This is a genomic window from Arthrobacter sp. BL-252-APC-1A, from assembly GCF_009696625.1.
Lineage (GTDB): Bacteria > Actinomycetota > Actinomycetes > Actinomycetales > Micrococcaceae > Arthrobacter_B.
In genome coordinates, this window is record NZ_VULS01000011.1 from 20,262 (window position 1) to 37,182 (window position 16,921).

Here is a 16,921-nt window from a genome sequence, read left to right on the forward strand (position 1 = left end):
GCAATGGCAGAACACACAGCGGGCAGGACGCTCGCGGAGAAGGTGTGGGACGAGCACGTAGTTTCCAAGGGCACCGACGGTGCGCCCGATCTGCTCTACATAGACCTCCACCTGGTTCACGAGGTCACCTCTCCGCAGGCGTTCGAGGGGCTGCGGCTTGCCGGACGCAAGCTGCGCAGGCCGGACCTGACCATTGCCACGGAGGATCACAACACTCCCACCCTGGCGATCGACAAGCCCATCGCGGACCCGGTCAGCCGTACACAGATCGAGACGCTGCGCGCCAACTGCGCCGAGTTTGGGGTCCGGCTGCACCCGCTGGGCGACGCTGAACAGGGCATCGTTCACGTGGTTGGTCCCCAGCTCGGGCTCACCCAGCCGGGGCTGACCGTTGTCTGCGGCGACTCCCACACCTCCACCCATGGCGCCTTCGGCGCACTGGCCATGGGCATCGGCACCTCCGAGGTGGAGCATGTGATGGCGACCCAGACGTTGTCACTGAAGCCGTTCAAGACCATGGCAATCAACGTTGAGGGCACGCTGAAACCGGGCGTAACGTCCAAGGACATCATTCTGGCCGTCATCGCCAAGATCGGCACCGGCGGCGGCCAGGGGTACGTCCTTGAGTACCGCGGATCGGCGATCCGCTCGCTGTCCATGGAAGCACGCATGACCATCTGCAACATGTCCATTGAAGCCGGTGCGCGCGCGGGCATGGTTGCTCCTGACGAGACGACGTTCGCGTACCTCAAGGACAAGCCGCACGCGCCGCAGGGCGCGGACTGGGATGCCGCCGTCGAGCACTGGAAGTCCCTGGTGACCGACGAGGACGCCGTGTTCGACGAAGAGGTATTCCTCGACGCCAACGAACTTGAGCCCTTTGTCACCTGGGGCACCAACCCCGGCCAGGGTGTTTCCCTCTCTGAATCCGTTCCCTCGCCGGAGGACTTCGGTGATGAGAACGCCAAGGCAGCCGCTGAACGCGCACTGGAGTACATGGACCTCGTCGCCGGCACGCCCATGAAGGACATCCGGGTGGACACCGTGTTCCTGGGCTCCTGCACCAACAGCCGCATCGAGGACCTGCGGATCGCGGCGGACATCATCCGCGGCCGGCAGAAGGACCCCAACGTGCGGATGATGGTGGTGCCGGGCTCCGCCAGGGTCCGCCTGGAAGCCGAAGCCGAGGGCCTGGACCGGGTCTTCAAGGAGTTCGGAGCGGAATGGCGCTTTGCGGGCTGCTCGATGTGCCTGGGCATGAACCCGGACCAGCTGGAACCGGGGGAGCGCTGCGCCTCGACCTCCAACCGCAACTTTGAAGGCCGGCAGGGAAAGGGCGGACGCACGCACCTGGTGTCCCCGGTAGTGGCAGCAGCCACCGCTGTGCGCGGCACCCTGAGCTCGCCGTCGGACCTTGACCCACTGCCCGGTGCAGCCGCCGGATCCACCGCTACCGCTGCCGTCTAGGAGATAATCATGGAAAAGATCACCACCCATACCGGAATCGGCGTTCCACTGCGGCAGAGCAACGTGGACACGGACCAGATCATCCCCGCCGTGTACCTCAAGCGCATCACCCGCACCGGTTTCGAAGATGCCCTGTTCGCCGGCTGGCGCAAGAACCCCGAGTTCATCCTGAACCAGGAGCCGTTCAACGCCGGTTCCGTGCTGGTGGCAGGACCGGACTTCGGTACCGGGTCTTCCCGCGAGCATGCTGTCTGGGCGCTGAAGGACTACGGCTTCCGAGCTGTGCTCTCTTCCCGGTTCGCAGACATCTTCCGCGGCAACTCCGGCAAGCAGGGCCTGGTGGCAGCCCAGGTTGCCCAGGACGACATCGAGCTCATCTGGAAAGTGCTCGAAGAATCCCCGGGCACTGAAGTCACCGTCGATCTGCAAGCCCGTACCGTGATTTGCGGCACGGTGACGGCCCCGTTCCAGATTGACGACTACACCCGCTGGCGCCTGCTTGAAGGCCTGGACGACATTGGGCTGACCCTGCGGCATGAGGAAGACATCACAGCTTTCGAAGCGCGCCGGCCTGACTTCAAGCCCACTACGCTTCCGGCGCGGACCTAGGCTCAGCCCGGTTTCGCCCGGACCCGTCCGGGGCAGTAGGATTGATGGGCCTTCCCGTAAGGGAGGGCCCATTAGTTTTCTCCGATGCACGGGAGAGACACGTCCTCTGCAGGGTGCAGGCGGCGGCCGCGTTATTTCCGGATAGGCAGCCTTGCTCCTATGCTTGGGATGCAGTCTCTTATGGCCTCGGGGGCAATATAAAACGAAAGAAACAGGTGTTCATGGGCAGCGTTCTAACCATCCGTGGTGGTGTACCCCTTACAGGCAAAGTACCGGTCCGCGGGGCGAAGAACCTGGTTCCCAAAGCCATGGTTGCCGCACTGCTGGGGAACACTCCTTCCCTGCTGCGCAATGTCCCGGAAATCAAGGACGTAGATGTTGTCACGTCACTCCTGAGGCTCCACGGCGTGGAGGTCACGAAGGATCCGGTTACCGGTGATCTGCTGATGGATCCGCAGAACGCGAAAACGGCTGCGTCGCGGGACATTGATGCCCACGCCGGTGACTCCCGCATCCCGATCCTGCTGTGCGGACCGCTGATGCACAGTATTGGCGAGGCTTTTATCCCGGATCTGGGCGGCTGCAAGATCGGCGACCGTCCGATTGACTACCACCTGCAGATGCTCCGGAACTTTGGTGCCCTGGTAGAGAAGCGTCCCGGCGGTATTTCCATCTCCGCGCCCAAGGGCCTCAAGGGTGCCAAGCTCGAGCTGCCGTACCCCTCCGTCGGCGCCACCGAGCAGGTCCTGCTCACCGCCGTCCGCGCCGAAGGCATCACAGAGCTAAGCGGTGCTGCAGTCGAACCCGAAATCCTGGACCTCATCGCTGTCCTGCAGAAGATGGGCGCGATCATTACCGTCCAGACGGACCGTGTGATCCGTATTGAAGGCGTTCCAGAGCTCACCGGCTATAACCACCGGGCGCTGCCGGACCGCAATGAAGCCGCCTCGTGGGCTTCCGCTGCCCTGGTAACCAAGGGCGACATCTATGTGGAGGGCGCCAACCAGCAGGACCTGACGGCGTTCCTGAATATCTACCGCAAGATCGGCGGCGCATTCGACGTCGACGACGACGGCATCCGCTTCTACCACCCCGGCGGCAAGCTGAATCCGCTGGTCCTGGAAACTGATGTACATCCGGGCTTCATGACCGACTGGCAGCAGCCCCTCGTCGTCGCCCTGACCCAGGCCGAGGGCGTTTCGATCGTGCACGAGACGGTCTACGAGAACCGTTTCGGCTTTACTGATGCCCTGATCCGGATGGGAGCTAACATCCAGGTGCACCGTGAGTGCCTGGGCAGCATTCCCTGCCGCTTTGGCCAGCGCAACTTCCTGCATTCCGCCGTGATCTCCGGGCCGGTACAGCTCAAGGGAGCGGACGTGGACATTCCGGACCTGCGTGGAGGGTTCAGCCACCTTATTGCTGCCCTCGCAGCCGAGGGTACGTCCCGGGTCACCGGCGTCGAACTGATCAACCGCGGCTACGAACATTTCCTGGACAAACTCGCGGGCCTGGGTGCGGACTTCGACGTCACGGACGGGAAGTAAGCTTCCGCCCATGAGCGAATCGAGAAAGTCACGGACCACGTTCACCATCCTGGCGGCCGTGGTCCGTCCGGCCATGAACCTCATGCTGGGGCGTCGCTGGGAAGGGATGGAGAACCTGCCCAAGGACACCGGGTTCATCGCCTGCCCCAACCACGTGACTGAGATCGATCCGCTGGTAGTCGGCCACTTCTTCTACAACCAGGGCATGCTGCCCCGGTACCTGGCAAAGGCCTCCCTCTTTAAGGTGCCTGTTCTGGGCCCGGCGCTCCGCGCCACTAACCAGGTGCCCGTTCAGCGCGGCGGGGCAGGAGCGGCTGCCTCGCTGGACGGAGCGCAGGCAGTAATCGACGCGGGCGGCGCGCTGATTGTGTATCCCGAGGGAACGCTTACCCGCGATCCTGATCTGTGGCCCATGAAGGGACGAACCGGTGCTGCACGGCTGGCCCTCCAGACGGGAGCGCCGGTGATACCGGTGGCCCACTGGGGTGCCCAGGACCTGCTTCCGAGATACGGCAAGATGCTGCACCTGTTTCCCCGCAAGCGCGTTCGCGTCCTGGTGGGCAAACCGGTGGACCTATCTGACCTGCGCGGAGTTCCGCTCACCAAAACAGTGCTGGAAGAGGCCACGGAACGGATCATGGCCGAGCTGACGTCCCTGGTAGCGTCGCTGCGCGGGGAAACTGCCCCTGCCGAGCGCTGGGATCCGGCCCGTAAGGGGCAGAAGTCAGTTGGACGGGGTTACGACCCGGAAACGGAGAAGAAAAAGTGACAGCCGCAGCGCTTCCGGCAAAGGTAGCCGTTCTTGGAGCCGGCAGCTGGGGTACAACGTTTGCCAAGATCGCTGCGGACTCCGGGGCAGCCCGAAAGACGGACGTGCTCATCTGGGCCCGCCGGCCCGAGGCAGCCGAGGAAATCAACGAGTCCCGCCGTAACACCAGGTACCTCAAGGAAACCGTCCTGCCCGCGAACCTGCGGGCCTCCGCAGACGCCGCAGAAGTTCTCGACGGAGCGCAGCTTGTTGTCCTGGCCGTTCCGGCGCAGACCCTGCGGCAGAGGCTGCGCGAATTCAAGGACCTCTTTCCAAAAGACGCAGTCATCCTGTCCCTGATGAAGGGGCTGGAAGTAGGCACTGACGCCCGGATGAGCACGGTTATCGCCGAGGAACTGGACTGGCCGCAGGAACGGATTGCCGTGCTCTCCGGTCCGAACCTTGCCATGGAAATCGCGAGGGAAGAACCAACTGCCTCAGTAGTGGCGTGCTCGGACATCGGGGTTGCCGGATGGATCGCTGCAGCCTGCACAGCCCCGTACTTCCGTCCGTACACGAACACGGATGTGATCGGTACGGAGATCGGTGGAATCGTCAAGAACGTGATCGCCCTGGCCGTGGGCATCTGCGAAGGCAAGCAGATGGGGGACAACACCAAGGCCTCAGTGATGACCCGCGGGCTGGCCGAGACTACCCGCCTGGCGGTGGCACTGGGCGGAAAGACCGAGACTCTCTTTGGGCTTTCCGGTATGGGCGACTTGATCGCCACGTGCTCCTCTTCTCTCTCGCGGAACCACACCGCGGGCCGGCTCCTGGCCCAGGGGCTGACCCTGGATGAAGTAACCGAGACCATGGCCCAGACAGCGGAAGGCATCAAGTCCGCCCAGGCGGTACTGGACCGTGCCACCCAGCTGGGCGTCTACATGCCCATTACCGAGAACGTCGTTGCAGTGCTGCAGGGCGCCATTTCGGTAGACGAACTGGGCCCGCGCCTGCTGGCCCGCGAACTCAAACCCGAAGGTGTACACGCATCATGAGCGTCCAGCCCGTTTCCCCCGACGGCGGCTCCAAGCCGCGCGTAGCCGTTCTTTTCGGCGGACGGTCCAGCGAACATTCGGTCAGCTGCGTGACCGCAGCCGGAGTGCTGGAGGCGATCGACCACAGCAAGTACGACGTTGTTCCCATCGGCATTGCCCGCAACGGCCAGTGGTCCCTTGCCTCCGTGGACCCGGAGCAGTGGTCCCTGCGCTCTGAAGCCCTGCCTGAAATTACCGCCGGACCGGAGTCGGTCGTTATCTCCAGCGATGGTGCCTCCCAGGAGCTCGTCTCCCATGCACCCGATGCGATGCCGCGCTCCCTGGGGCGAATCGACGTCGTGCTGCCGCTGCTGCACGGCCCGTTCGGCGAGGACGGCACTCTTCAGGGGCTGCTGGAGATGGCAGACATCCGCTACGTCGGAGCCGGTGTGCTGGCATCAGCAGTAGGGATGGACAAGCACTACATGAAGGTGGTCTTCGAGTCCGCCGGCCTGGCTGTGGGGCCCTACGAGGTTATTACCGACCGGCAGTGGAACCAGGATCCCGACACCTGCCTGGAACGTGGTTCCCGGCTGGCGTTCCCGCTGTTCGTCAAGCCGGCGCGTGCCGGCTCTTCCATAGGCATTACCCGGGTGGCCGACCCCACGGGCCTGCGCGCCGCCGTCGAAACTGCACGGCAGCACGATCCCAAGGTGATCATTGAAGCAGGCATTACCGGCCGCGAAATCGAGGTGGCCGTGCTGCAGGGCCGCGGGCACGACGATCCGCGCACCAGCCAGCCCGGCGAGATCGCCGTAACCCACAATGGCCACGAATGGTACGACTTCGAGGCGAAGTATGTTGACGGTGCTGCTGCGGAACTGAGCTGCCCGGCAGACCTGCCCGACGACATCACCACCCGGGTGCGCGAACTGGCCGCCGTGGCCTTTGAAGCAGTGGGTGCCGAAGGTCTGTCCCGAGTGGACTTCTTCTACACACCGGACGGCAGCCTGATCATCAACGAGATCAACACCATGCCCGGGTTCACTCCGATCAGCATGTACCCGCAGATGTGGGCCAAGTCCGGGCTGCCGTACACCGAGCTGATAGACGAACTCATTTCCCTGGCGCTCGAACGTCCCACGGGTCTGCGCTAAGGCAACGCGGCTGCTTGGTTAGCCCGGCAGGTCGACGTCGTTGGTGCTTACACACTCGCGGGTCTGGTCTATCCGCGACACGGCGTTTTCGAGTTCCACGAGCACAGTGGAGGACGCCACCTTTTCGGTGTCGATCAGGACTTCTACGGCAGGGTCACGGCCATAGGTCGTGGCCGTCCAGAGGTTGCCCTCTTCACGCAGTACCCAATCCACACCGTTTACCGTTGCGCAGGCATCCGTGGTTGGTCCGGGAACCGGGACACCGCAGCGCACAATGATTTCCGCAGGACTGCCCCAGGCGGAAGTAGCCTGGCTGGTGGTCTCGCGCTGGTCTGCACCTGCGAGGTTTTCCGGCAGCGCCACCATCACGGGGGCACAATCCGGGTTAGCGGCATCAGGTGCGGCTTCCACATCAGCTGCAGGAATGCAGCCGGTCAAGACTGCGGCGAGGACCAGGGTGCCGGCGGAAACGGCTGCCGGGAAGAATTTCATGTTTCAAGGGTATCCGGAGGGGTAGGTGCCCACGGAATCAGCGGCCGTGGATAGCGGGGGAGAGGTTGTACGGGAACGGAAGGATGTCCTAGTAAACTTCTCAGCACGGGGCCGGAATGAGAGGAAAGCCTTGACAGATCTCTTTTCGGAGAACCAAGAGAACGCCGAGCGGAAGCGCCGTCCAGTGCTCAAGACGGTCTTGGTTATGGCCACAGTCGTCCTGATCGCAGGCTTGGCCGCCGGCGGCTATCTGTACAGCCTGGCGCGCACTTTCGACTCAGGCGCGTCAACTATCCCGCTCTCGAGCGGCAATGCTCCGCCCAAAACCGCGAAAGCCGAAGACACTGTGAACATCCTGGTCCTCGGCAGTGACAGCAGGGAACCCGGGGCAGCAGCCAGATCGGATGCCCTGATGCTGCTGCACATTCCGGGCGACCGGCGGGGTATCTACGCCGTTTCCATCATGCGGGATACCTGGACCACCATTCCGGGCCACGGCGAGCACAAAATCAACGCCGCCATGGCCCTCGGCGGGGTCCCATTGGTTGTAGATACCGTCCAGCACATGTTTGGAGTTCCGATCGACCATGCCGCCGTCATCGACTTTGAGGGGTTCAAGGACCTCACCACCGCGCTGGGCGGGGTGAGCATTCAGAACCCTGTCGCTTTCCAAGCGACAGGAGAAGGCGCAGCGTACTTTCCGGCGGGGGCGGTAACGGTGGAGGGGGAGCCGGCGCTCGAGTACGTCCGTGAACGCTATGCTTTTGCGGACGGGGATTACCAACGGGTGCGGAACCAGCAGGCTTTCCTGCACGGGCTTCTGTCGAAGCTCATCTCCACTGAGACCCTGGCAGACCCCGTCAAGCTGCACGGAGCGATTGCGTCCATCTCGCCGTATCTGAGCGTCGACGAGGAGCTGACCGGCCTCCGGGTAGGAACGCTGGCGTTGGAACTGCGCAGCGTGCGCTCCGGCGACATCGAGATGTTCACCCTCCCCAACGCTGGAGTGGGTACCTCTGCGGATGGGCAGTCAATCGTATTGCCCGATGAAACCGCGGCCGCGGGACTTGCCGAGGCGCTGAAAACCGATACTGTGGCTCAGTACGCCGCCGGTCTGAATGGAGAATAACTAGGATGAGCAGCTCCAGGAGCCGACGCCTGCGCAGAGCCGCGTTAGCGGCCGTACTCATCGCTGGGTTGGGTGCGGTTCCGGCGTACGCGGAGGAACCAGACCTTCCAGTGGTTGAATCGCCGGCACCGGACACCGGGCAGACTCCTCCCCCGCAAACAGAAACACCGCCTCCGAATGAGGACACAGAGCCTAGCCCTGATCCGGTGTTACCGCCGCCCGAGCAGCCGGCGGTAACTGAGCCTGCTCCTGGGCCGACGCAGACAACCGTCCAGCGAAATCCCTTCAGCGGGTACGCCGTCCATCCCGGAACCGGGTATTTGATCGAACCCGGAACCAACAACCTGATCGATGCCAGCACCGGTCTCTACACCGACCTGCGGTGGGATCCGGTATCAAATACTGTCCGCAATATCTTCGATCCCATGCCGGACGAGGACGCACCGAGCCCATCGCCCACCGAGTCCGCGGAAGTGGCCGCCGCACCGTCGGCGAAGGCTTCCCCTTCGTCCACGAAGTCCGCTTCGCCGTCCCCGTCCGCAAGTCCCTCGGAATCCGTCGCCGCTGCTGACCGGGCCAGTTCCGCCTCCGAAACGAACTGGAGCACCCACTGGCTGACCCGGACGCTGGTGTTCCTGCTGCTGGCTGGCGCAGGTGTTCTTTATTACATAAAGCTGCAAAAGGGCACTCCTGGTCTGGGCAAAACCGAATAGGGTCAAAACGTTAGGTAGACTTACCTCTGTTTTGAGGGGGCTGCGTTCGGCGCCTCCAGATTCTGGGGGGACCACCACATGCGCGCACAGCTGCTGACGCATTCATACTTACCGGAGAACAGCCCGCCGCAACGCCGCTGGACCCAGCTCATCCGCACGTTCCGGGAACTTGGATGGGACGTAGAAGTCGTCGCCCCTGTTGCGCATTCATCCGGGCGGCGGACCCTTCCGAGGAAGGAAGCGGGCCGTGCGTTTCGCACGGACAAGGGACGCCACGGCGAGACCATTCGCCGGGCCCCGTACCTTTACCACCGGACCACCCGCTTGGGGAGGTTCGCCGACCAGTGCTTTTCGGCCACCTGCAGCGTGCTCGCAGCGCTCGTGGGACCTAAACCCGATGTCGTGATTGCCACCGTACCTTCACTGCCCATCCTCGGCGCTGGCTTTGCTGTGGCACGGCTGCGGGGCGTTCCCTTTGTTGCCGATATGCGGGATGCCTGGCCGGACATTGCCCGGGACGCCCGGCTGGTGCAGGGCGGCGCCAAAAGCCTTGCTGAAAGAGCGATCGTTGCCATCCAGCAGCGAGCCGAACTCATTGTCACCGTGACCTATGGTTTTGCCCAGACACTGCGGGACCGCGGACTGAAGAACGTGGCAACCATCAGCAACGGCATCGACACCGCGAGCAGGGAACTGCTGCCGCCGCCTCCCGCGGAAGCGGACCGCCTGGAAGTGCTTTATCTGGGCAATCACGGCGAAAGCCAGCGGCTGGAGACAGTCATCACGGCGGCTGCGCAGGCAGGCGACGCCGTCCGGCTGACAATGGTCGGACAGGGTGTGCACCGTCGAAAGCTAAAGGCACTCGCTGAAGCGCTGGGGGCGCCAGTCGAATTCCACGAACCGGCCCGAGGCATAGAAGCAGTTATGAGCTATTACCGCAGGGCGGATACCTGTGTCATCTCACTGCGGGATGACTGGAAGTCCTTTGAGACCACGATCCCTTCCAAGACCTACGAGGTGCTGGCTGTCGGACGGCACGTCACAGGAATCGTGCTGGGAGAAGCCCGGGAGATCATTGAAGAGTCGAAGGCTGGAGACATCGTGCGGTCCGACCCAGCTGAGATCGCTGCACTCTGGAAAGAACTTGCTCAGGACCGCAGTCGGCTGCTCACAGGGTCGTCCGGCCGGGACTGGGTGGAGGCCAACGCCAATGTCGAGAGCTTGGGCCGGGCTTATGTTGAGCTCCTCACCTCCGTTGTCTCGGGGAACCGCAGCACCAAATGAACCCCACCAGAATTTTGAAGAACTTGTCGCTCGCCGCATCCACGGTTGTCGAACACCTTGGAGATGACCCGACCGTGCTTGCGCTGCAGCTCTCGCGGCGTCTGCCGGCTCGCTCGGTGCGGCCGATAGCGGCGGCTGCCGCGGCAGCGCCGGGTGTCTTCCTGCCGGCAATGGCAGATCTGATCCGTGGACGGAAGGACGATGTCGAAGCGCGGCTGGCTGAGGTAGCAGCAACGGGGCCTTCGCCTCGTTCAGCCGTGCGTCTCGCAGACGTTGCGTTAGCCGCCGGTCTGCCCGAACTCGCAGAGAAGATCCTGGCTGAGACCCCTGCACGGACTCACGGCTGGGCGGCAGCCCAAGCGAGGCTCTGCTGGTACCAAGGCGACATGTCGGTCGCACTTTCGGTCCTGGACCAGGGAACCGGAACGCGCTCCGAGCGCCGTCTCCGATCCCGTCTCGCGAGCGAACTGAGTGTTTTTGATGGTTGGGCCCCGGTACTTCCCAGAGTCCAGGGGTTCAGTTCAGAGCCGAAAACAGTCCTGCATCTGCTCACGAACTCGCTGCCGGCAACCGGCAGCGGATATGCCCAGCGGTCGCAGTCACTGCTTCACGCGCAGCATCAGCGCGGCTGGAAGGTTCATGCAGTCACCCGGCTCGGATACCCGGTTCAGGTGGGCCATCTCTGGGCGCCTGACGTTGAGGAACTCGACGGAGTAACTTACCACCGGCTGCTGCCAGGCAGGCTGCCCAACGGCATGGCGGCCCGGTTGCAGCTCCAGGCGGAGGCGGTGCTGCGGCTGGCACTGGATGTGAAGCCCGCAGTGCTGCACACCACCACCCACTTCGTGAATGGACTCGTGACGCAGGCGGTTGCCGAAGCGCTGGACATTCCGTGGGTCTACGAGGTGCGTGGGCAGTTGGCTGATACATGGGCGTCAGCACGGGGCGAGGAAGCCCGGCGGAGTGAACGTTACCGAAAGTTCATTGCCCGCGAAGCGGAGACTATGCGTGCTGCCGGAGCGGTGGCAACGCTCGGGCAGGCTATGCAGAGCGGTGTTGTCGCCGCAGGGGTACCGCAGGAAAACATCTTTCTCCTGCCGAACGCCGTCGGTGAAGACTATCTTGCTGAACCACTCGATCCGGCCGCTGCCCGCGAACGCCTCGGGCTGCCCGTAAGAAGGCAGTTCATCGGGACGGTCAGCAGCCTGGTCGAGTACGAAGGTCTGGATGATCTACTGCGTGCCTTCGCTGTCCTGGCACCTCAGGTCCCTCAAGCCACATGCTTGATTGTGGGTGATGGAGCCGCTGCACCCGGCCTGAAACGGCTGGCCTCCGGACTTGGAATCGCGGAACAGGTCATCTTTACTGGCCGCGTGCCGAGGGAGAAAGCCCATCTGTACCATCAGGCGATGGATGTTTTCGTGGTCCCGCGAAAAGATCTGCCAGTGACGCGGGCTGTTACTCCTCTGAAACCTATCGAAGCGCTGGCATCGGCACGTCCCGTGGTCTTCAGCGATCTTCCGGCGCTTCACGAAGTCGTGAGGGCCGGAGTTGACGGACGTCCAGCGCCTCCGGAGGACCCCGCGAGCCTTGCCAGTATTCTGCGTGAAGTCCTCCAAGACGATGCAGTCAGGACATTGATGGGAAATGCAGGACGTCAGCACGCGGTCGCCACACGAACCTGGTCATCGCTGGCCGAGACAACGGTAAAGAGGTACATGGAATTGGAATCCCGCTCATGAGCCAGGAAACCAAGGTCGAAATGGGCGCCAAGACTGTGCCCGTGAGGGTGGATTTGAGGACACTCACCAGAGTCGGTGCAAAACCGGGCTTGATCGACTATTTGATTTCACTGTGGAACTACCGCCACTTTATGGTCTACGACGCACGGGCGCGGGTCCAGAGCGGTAACAAAAGGGATCGGTTGGGGAGCGCCTGGTTGCTGCTGGATCCGCTACTCAACGGCATTGGTTACCTTCTCATTTTTGGGTTTCTTTTGGGTGCCAACCGCGGCATCGAGAATTTCATTGGTTACTTGATCATCGGCGTCTTTCTCTTTCAAATGAGCTCTAGGGCCATTGTCGGCGGTGCGCGCGTCATCCCTTCCAACCGCAATGTTATTCAGGCGTTCAACTTCCCGCGGGCAACGCTGGCGGTCGCAGTCAATATTCGTGAACTACTTGCCAACATCCCGGTAGTCATCACGATGCTGTTGATGGTGCTGGTCATCGGGCCTGCGGAGGAAATCACCTGGCGGTGGCTGCTTCTCGTGCCGGCAGTTGGACTCCAGCTCCTCTTCAACCTGGGCGCGGGGCTCCTGCTGGCACCTCTCGTGGCGAGAATAAACGACGTTGTCCACGTAATTTCCTTCGCCATGCGGTTCTGGATGTTCGCCTCCTGCGTCATGTTCTCGATTGACCGGTACAACAGCGTGCCGATCATCAAGGCGATCGTGGAAGCCAATCCGTTGTATCTCGTCCTAGACATTGTCCGCAGCAGCGTGCTGTACGCCCAAACGCCTGGATGGCAGAGCTGGGCAGGACTGGGAGCTTGGGCCCTAGGCACCGTCGTTGTAGGCATGCTCGCTTTCTGGAAGGGAGAGGAAAGCTATGGCCGAGACGACTGATTTGTTCCCGCCACAAACACCTGCGGTGGTGATAGACAGGGCTTCAATGACCTATACGGTCAATTCGGACGAGAAACGCCCGTCCCCGGGAAATGTCCTTGGGCGGGTTATGCGCAAAATCGCCGGCAAGGAGTCCACGGTTCAAATTGAGGCGCTCAAAGAGCTGTCCTTGGTCGCCTACCACGGTGAAGCGATCGGCGTTATAGGGCTAAACGGCTCAGGCAAAAGTACGCTCATGAACCTAATCTGCGGCAAGATTCAGCCCACCGGCGGCGCCGTCTATGCCTCGTCGACTCCCATCATGCTTGGAGTTTCAGCAGCGCTTGTTCCTGACCTCTCGGGGGCGCATAACGTGATCCTGGGTTGTCTGGCAATGGGACTGACCAGGGCGCAGATCGAGGATCGGCACGAGGCCATCATGGAACTCGCGGGTCTGGGCAGCTCCATCAACCTGCCAATGAGATCCTATTCGTCAGGGATGTCGTCACGCCTGCGTTTCGCCATCGCAGCTGCCATCGATCCCGAGATTCTCATTATCGATGAGGCCCTTAACACGGGTGATGACGAGTTCCGGGGACGGACCAAGCAGAGGATGGACCAGCTCCGGGAGCAGGCAGGATGCGTTTTCCTTGTGAGCCACAGTTTGAAAACCATCCAGGACTTGTGTACGCGGGTCATCTGGATCGACAAAGGAGATCTGCTCTTCGACGGCGACACAGAAACTGCGCTTGGCTGGTACCGAAAATACACGAAGGAGCTCGCGGGAGGGGATCGCTTTGCCGCCGCGAAGATCCGGCGTCGAATGCAGAACACACTCGAAACAGTCTCCGTTGAGCCGCTGCAGCCCGGACGCCGGAAGTCTGTGGGCGCATGAGCACGAATATTGCTGAGCTTCGCCGTTCACTTTGGCATCTTCGGAAGTCCGGCTTGAGCGGATTGCAAACTAAGATCCGGCGCGACAGGGCTGAACGCGGGATTTACCGGGGGTCGGCTGATGGTGCCCTCGCGTTCCAGACCGGCCGCCGTCGCCGCATTTCATTCAACCCGATGGTCGTGGACACCCCTGAACCCAGGACCGGGGTTTCGGCTGCCGTGATCCTGGACGATTTTTCCCTCATGGCCTTCGGCTACGAGTGGCACCAGACGGTACTGTCCAGAGACGGGTGGGCGGATCAGATTGCTGTCAAGCAGCCTGATCTGCTCTTTGTAGAGTCGGCCTGGTCCGGAAACAAGGGTGAGTGGAAGCACCAGCTGACGGGCTCCAAAGGGCCATCTGCAAACCTCCGCGCCTTGGTTGAGGACTGCCGCAGCCGCGATATCCCTACCGTGTTTTGGAATAAAGAGGACCCTCCGCACTACGACGATTTCCTGGAAACAGCAAAGCTGTTCGATCACGTCTTCACCAGTGATTCGAACCGGCTGGCTTTATACCGGAGGGACCTCGGCCACGACCGGGTAGCTGTTCTCCAGTTCGCCGCCCAGCCCGTCATCCACAATCCAGTTCGGCCGCGTTATGGGTGGCACCTGCGTGATATCGCTTTTGCCGGTATGTACTTTGCCCACAAATATCCTCAGCGGCGCGAACAGATGGACGTCCTCCTCGGAGCAGCGGATCAGATCAGCGCGCAGTTGCCAATTGGCCTGGAGTTATTCTCCCGGCATGCTGAGGCAGACGACAACTATAAGTTTCCAGCTCCGTACGATGGGCGGGTGGTCGGGAGCCTGCCCTATGACCGCATGCTTACGGCCTACAAGGCCTATAAGGCGTTCCTCAATGTCAACTCCGTGGTGGACTCTCCGAGCATGTGTGCTCGGAGGATCTTTGAAATCACTGCGTCGGGTACCAGTGTGGTCAGTACTCCAAGTGCGGCACTGACCCAGCTGTGGGAAAACGATGAACAATTCATCGTGTCCGACCGCGTGGAAGCTGCCCAAACCCTAAGCGCCCTGATGCGTAATCCCGAGTTGTCCGCCAGACAACTGCATCTGGCGCAGCGGCGGATTTGGGCAGAGCACACGTATGCCCATCGGGCGGAGACAGTTCTTCGCCTCGCCGTGCCGGAAAAAGCCCAGGCAGTCCGGTTACCCAGTGTGTCCCTGCTTGTGTCCTCCAACCGGCCCCACCAGCTGGAACACGTTTTCAGGACCGTTGGCGGATTAGTGGGACCAGCCGCTGAGCTGGTGTTGCTTACGCACGGTTTTGATGTTCGGCAAGAGAAGATCGCGCAGTGGCAGGAGGAATACTCCGTCCCCAACCTCGTCCTCCTTCACCAAAGTGAGGATCTGTCGTTGGGCGAGTGCCTGAACCACTGTGTCAAAGCGGCAAGCGGCGATGTCCTGTCGAAGATGGATGACGACGATTACTACGGGCCGAACTATTTGCTCGACCTGATTAACGCACTCGGGTACTCACGGGCTGACGTAGTGGGGAAACAGGCCCACTATATGTATCTCGCGGAACGAAACGCAGCGCTGCTTCGATTTGCGGAGCGCGAGCACAGGTTTACTAACATGGTGATGGGCCCCACAATCACTGCACGGAAGGACGTGTTTGGCGACATTCCATTCCAGAGTCTCCGCACCGGTGAGGATAGTACGTTCCTTAACGACGTCATTGCACGCGGAGGGACCATATACTCCGCCGACAAATACAATTATTTCCAGTTTCGTGGAAGCGTAAACCACGCGTGGAAGGTTTCCGATGCAGAACTCCTGACATCGGGAGATATACAGTTCTTCGGCTCGCCCGAAGAACACGTAACACTTTAGGGGAATCATGAAAGAATTCAAGAGCGTAGCCGTTATTGGCCTGGGTTATATCGGCTTGCCTACGGCGGCCGTACTGGCGGGCAAAGGACTTAACGTCATCGGCGTTGACGTCAAGGAATCCTCAGTCGAAGCCATCAACCGGGGAGAGGTTCCGTTTGTCGAGCCCGACTTGGGCGAAGCAGTGTCCAAGGCTGTGTCAGCCGGTACTCTCAAAGCCACAACGGACACACCAGTGGCCGACGCCTACATCGTCGCTGTTCCGACTCCGTTCAACGCTGACCGGACCGCCGACCTCTCATATATAGAGGCAGCAGCGCGGAGCATCGCTCCCCAGCTGACGGGGGATGAGCTGGTCATTCTGGAGTCGACCTCTCCTCCCGGCGCTACGCAGCACCTTGGCGACTACCTCGTTGAGCTCCGCCCTGACCTGTCGCTGGACACCCAATCAGGACAGCCTGTGCTCCACGTTGCACATTGTCCCGAGCGTGTGCTGCCCGGCCGGGTCATGATCGAGCTTGTCTCCAACGACCGGATTGTTGGTGGACTCACCCGCGAGGCTGCAGAAATGGCACGCGACCTCTACAGCGTTTTTTGCGAAGGGGAAATGCACGTCACGGATGCCAAGACCGCTGAAATGGCGAAATTGGTGGAAAACTCCTACCGCGACGTGAATATTGCCTTCGCCAACGAACTGTCGGTCATCAGCTCCCGCTTGGGGATCGACGTCTGGGAGCTCATCGAACTCGCCAACCACCATCCGCGGGTGAACATTCTGCAGCCCGGCCCCGGCGTCGGCGGCCACTGCATTGCAGTTGATCCCTGGTTTATCGTCGCGGCGGCTCCCGAGGACGCCAAACTCATTCGCCAGGCCCGCGAAACGAACGATGCCAAGCCGGAGTGGGTAATCAATAAGGTCAAGGAATTGGTCGCCGGCCGCACAAACGCAACGGTGGCTGCCTTGGGTTTGGCGTTCAAAGCAGACATTGATGACTTGCGTGAGTCTCCTGCTATTTCAATTGTTGCATCGCTGAGTGAGCAGCTCCCCGAGGTCCGCTTCTCCGTAGTGGAGCCTCATGTGGAAGATTTGCCCCGAGCCCTCACGGGTCGCAGCAACGTCTCTCTAACCGCCACGAAGGATGCCATCGAGCAGGCAGATGTGGTCCTTCTTCTTGTCGACCACACGGCATTCAAGGAACTGGACAGGGATCTTCTGGCCGGCAAGAAGGTCATTGATACGCGTGGAGTATGGCGCTAGCCAACCAGCGGTAACGGATCGAGCTCCAGCATTAGGACAGAATGAAGTACGCAGATGAACAGCAGTCCTTCTCAGCTGCCGCGTTGGC

At 61.7% G+C, this 16,921-nt stretch carries 15 protein-coding genes; 14 read left to right on the forward strand and 1 reads right to left on the reverse strand.

The genetic code is table 11. The features are described 5' to 3' along the window. The first annotated feature begins 3 nt into the window (after nucleotides 1-3). The 6 genes from leuC (at nucleotide 4) to FYJ28_RS14975 (ending at nucleotide 6,565) form a co-directional block, all read left to right on the forward strand. The gene (gene leuC, locus FYJ28_RS14950) at nucleotides 4-1,467 is read left to right on the forward strand and encodes a 3-isopropylmalate dehydratase large subunit (RefSeq protein ID WP_154579866.1); all 1,464 of its coding nucleotides are present in this window, start codon (nucleotides 4-6) and stop codon (nucleotides 1,465-1,467) included. A gap of 9 nt (nucleotides 1,468-1,476) precedes the next feature. Beyond that, nucleotides 1,477-2,076: a 3-isopropylmalate dehydratase small subunit gene (leuD, locus tag FYJ28_RS14955; RefSeq protein WP_154579867.1), complete on the forward strand. Its 600-nt coding sequence runs from the start codon at nucleotides 1,477-1,479 to the stop codon at nucleotides 2,074-2,076. 221 nt (nucleotides 2,077-2,297) lie between these two features. Further along, nucleotides 2,298-3,623, forward strand: coding sequence for a UDP-N-acetylglucosamine 1-carboxyvinyltransferase (gene murA / locus FYJ28_RS14960; protein WP_055242116.1), 1,326 nt, complete (start codon nucleotides 2,298-2,300; stop codon nucleotides 3,621-3,623). Between the two features lie 10 nt (nucleotides 3,624-3,633). Beyond that, a complete protein-coding gene (locus tag FYJ28_RS14965) occupies nucleotides 3,634-4,392 on the forward strand; it encodes a lysophospholipid acyltransferase family protein (protein WP_055240775.1) in 759 nt (252 codons plus the stop codon). Next, a complete protein-coding gene (locus tag FYJ28_RS14970) occupies nucleotides 4,389-5,429 on the forward strand; it encodes an NAD(P)H-dependent glycerol-3-phosphate dehydrogenase (RefSeq protein WP_055240776.1) in 1,041 nt (346 codons plus the stop codon). Before FYJ28_RS14965 ends, FYJ28_RS14970 begins: the two co-directional genes overlap by 4 nt. After that, nucleotides 5,426-6,565, forward strand: coding sequence for a D-alanine--D-alanine ligase family protein (locus FYJ28_RS14975; protein ID WP_154579868.1), 1,140 nt, complete (start codon nucleotides 5,426-5,428; stop codon nucleotides 6,563-6,565). Before FYJ28_RS14970 ends, FYJ28_RS14975 begins: the two co-directional genes overlap by 4 nt. An 18-nt stretch (nucleotides 6,566-6,583) precedes the next feature. Here FYJ28_RS14975 and FYJ28_RS14980 read toward each other — a convergent pair whose 3' ends face one another. Continuing rightward, on the reverse strand, nucleotides 6,584-7,057 hold the full coding sequence (locus FYJ28_RS14980; RefSeq protein WP_154579869.1) for a DUF3515 domain-containing protein: 474 nt from the start codon (nucleotides 7,055-7,057) through the stop codon (nucleotides 6,584-6,586). Between the two features lie 130 nt (nucleotides 7,058-7,187). Here FYJ28_RS14980 and FYJ28_RS14985 point away from each other — a divergent pair, with 130 nt between their 5' ends. The 8 genes from FYJ28_RS14985 (at nucleotide 7,188) to wecC (ending at nucleotide 16,833) form a co-directional block, all read left to right on the forward strand. Then, nucleotides 7,188-8,186 (forward strand): LCP family protein, encoded by a 999-nt coding sequence (locus FYJ28_RS14985; RefSeq protein ID WP_229780496.1) that lies wholly within the window; start codon nucleotides 7,188-7,190, stop codon nucleotides 8,184-8,186. Nucleotides 8,187-8,506: 320 nt separating this feature from the next. Continuing rightward, nucleotides 8,507-8,899: a hypothetical protein gene (locus FYJ28_RS14990; RefSeq protein ID WP_154579870.1), complete on the forward strand. Its 393-nt coding sequence runs from the start codon at nucleotides 8,507-8,509 to the stop codon at nucleotides 8,897-8,899. A gap of 78 nt (nucleotides 8,900-8,977) precedes the next feature. Next, on the forward strand, nucleotides 8,978-10,183 hold the full coding sequence (locus tag FYJ28_RS14995; protein ID WP_154579871.1) for a glycosyltransferase family 4 protein: 1,206 nt from the start codon (nucleotides 8,978-8,980) through the stop codon (nucleotides 10,181-10,183). Nucleotides 10,184-10,206: 23 nt separating this feature from the next. Further along, entirely contained in the window at nucleotides 10,207-11,925 is a 1,719-nt protein-coding gene (locus FYJ28_RS15000; RefSeq protein ID WP_229780497.1) for a glycosyltransferase family 4 protein, read from the forward strand. Further along, complete coding sequence (locus FYJ28_RS15005; protein ID WP_229780498.1) at nucleotides 11,922-12,809, forward strand: ABC transporter permease; 888 nt, start codon at nucleotides 11,922-11,924, stop codon at nucleotides 12,807-12,809. The genes FYJ28_RS15000 and FYJ28_RS15005 overlap by 4 nt, the downstream gene beginning before the upstream one ends. Next, complete coding sequence (locus FYJ28_RS15010) at nucleotides 12,793-13,683, forward strand: ABC transporter ATP-binding protein (RefSeq protein ID WP_154579873.1); 891 nt, start codon at nucleotides 12,793-12,795, stop codon at nucleotides 13,681-13,683. Before FYJ28_RS15005 ends, FYJ28_RS15010 begins: the two co-directional genes overlap by 17 nt. Next, nucleotides 13,680-15,578, forward strand: a complete 1,899-nt coding sequence (locus tag FYJ28_RS15015; protein ID WP_154579874.1) for a glycosyltransferase family protein — start codon at nucleotides 13,680-13,682, stop codon at nucleotides 15,576-15,578. Before FYJ28_RS15010 ends, FYJ28_RS15015 begins: the two co-directional genes overlap by 4 nt. Before the next feature lie 7 nt (nucleotides 15,579-15,585). Continuing rightward, nucleotides 15,586-16,833 carry a UDP-N-acetyl-D-mannosamine dehydrogenase gene (wecC, locus tag FYJ28_RS15020; protein WP_154579875.1) on the forward strand — a complete coding sequence of 416 codons (1,248 nt, stop codon included), beginning with the start codon at nucleotides 15,586-15,588 and terminating at the stop codon, nucleotides 16,831-16,833. Nucleotides 16,834-16,921 lie beyond the last annotated feature (88 nt).

Bases quoted from the DNA above. Each gene is read 5' to 3' on its own strand.
- FYJ28_RS14975 (WP_154579868.1), top strand. From the start codon at position 5,426: ATGAGCGTCCAGCCCGTTTCCCCCGACGGCGGCTCCAAGCCGCGCGTA.
- FYJ28_RS15015 (WP_154579874.1), top strand. From the start codon at position 13,680: ATGAGCACGAATATTGCTGAGCTTCGCCGTTCACTTTGGCATCTTCGG.
- leuC (WP_154579866.1), top strand. From the start codon at position 4: ATGGCAGAACACACAGCGGGCAGGACGCTCGCGGAGAAGGTGTGGGAC.
- leuD (WP_154579867.1), top strand. From the start codon at position 1,477: ATGGAAAAGATCACCACCCATACCGGAATCGGCGTTCCACTGCGGCAG.
- wecC (WP_154579875.1), top strand. From the start codon at position 15,586: ATGAAAGAATTCAAGAGCGTAGCCGTTATTGGCCTGGGTTATATCGGC.
- FYJ28_RS15010 (WP_154579873.1), top strand. From the start codon at position 12,793: ATGGCCGAGACGACTGATTTGTTCCCGCCACAAACACCTGCGGTGGTG.
- FYJ28_RS14980 (WP_154579869.1), bottom strand. From the start codon at position 7,057: ATGAAATTCTTCCCGGCAGCCGTTTCCGCCGGCACCCTGGTCCTCGCC.
- murA (WP_055242116.1), top strand. From the start codon at position 2,298: ATGGGCAGCGTTCTAACCATCCGTGGTGGTGTACCCCTTACAGGCAAA.
- FYJ28_RS15005 (WP_229780498.1), top strand. From the start codon at position 11,922: ATGAGCCAGGAAACCAAGGTCGAAATGGGCGCCAAGACTGTGCCCGTG.
- FYJ28_RS14995 (WP_154579871.1), top strand. From the start codon at position 8,978: ATGCGCGCACAGCTGCTGACGCATTCATACTTACCGGAGAACAGCCCG.
- FYJ28_RS14965 (WP_055240775.1), top strand. From the start codon at position 3,634: ATGAGCGAATCGAGAAAGTCACGGACCACGTTCACCATCCTGGCGGCC.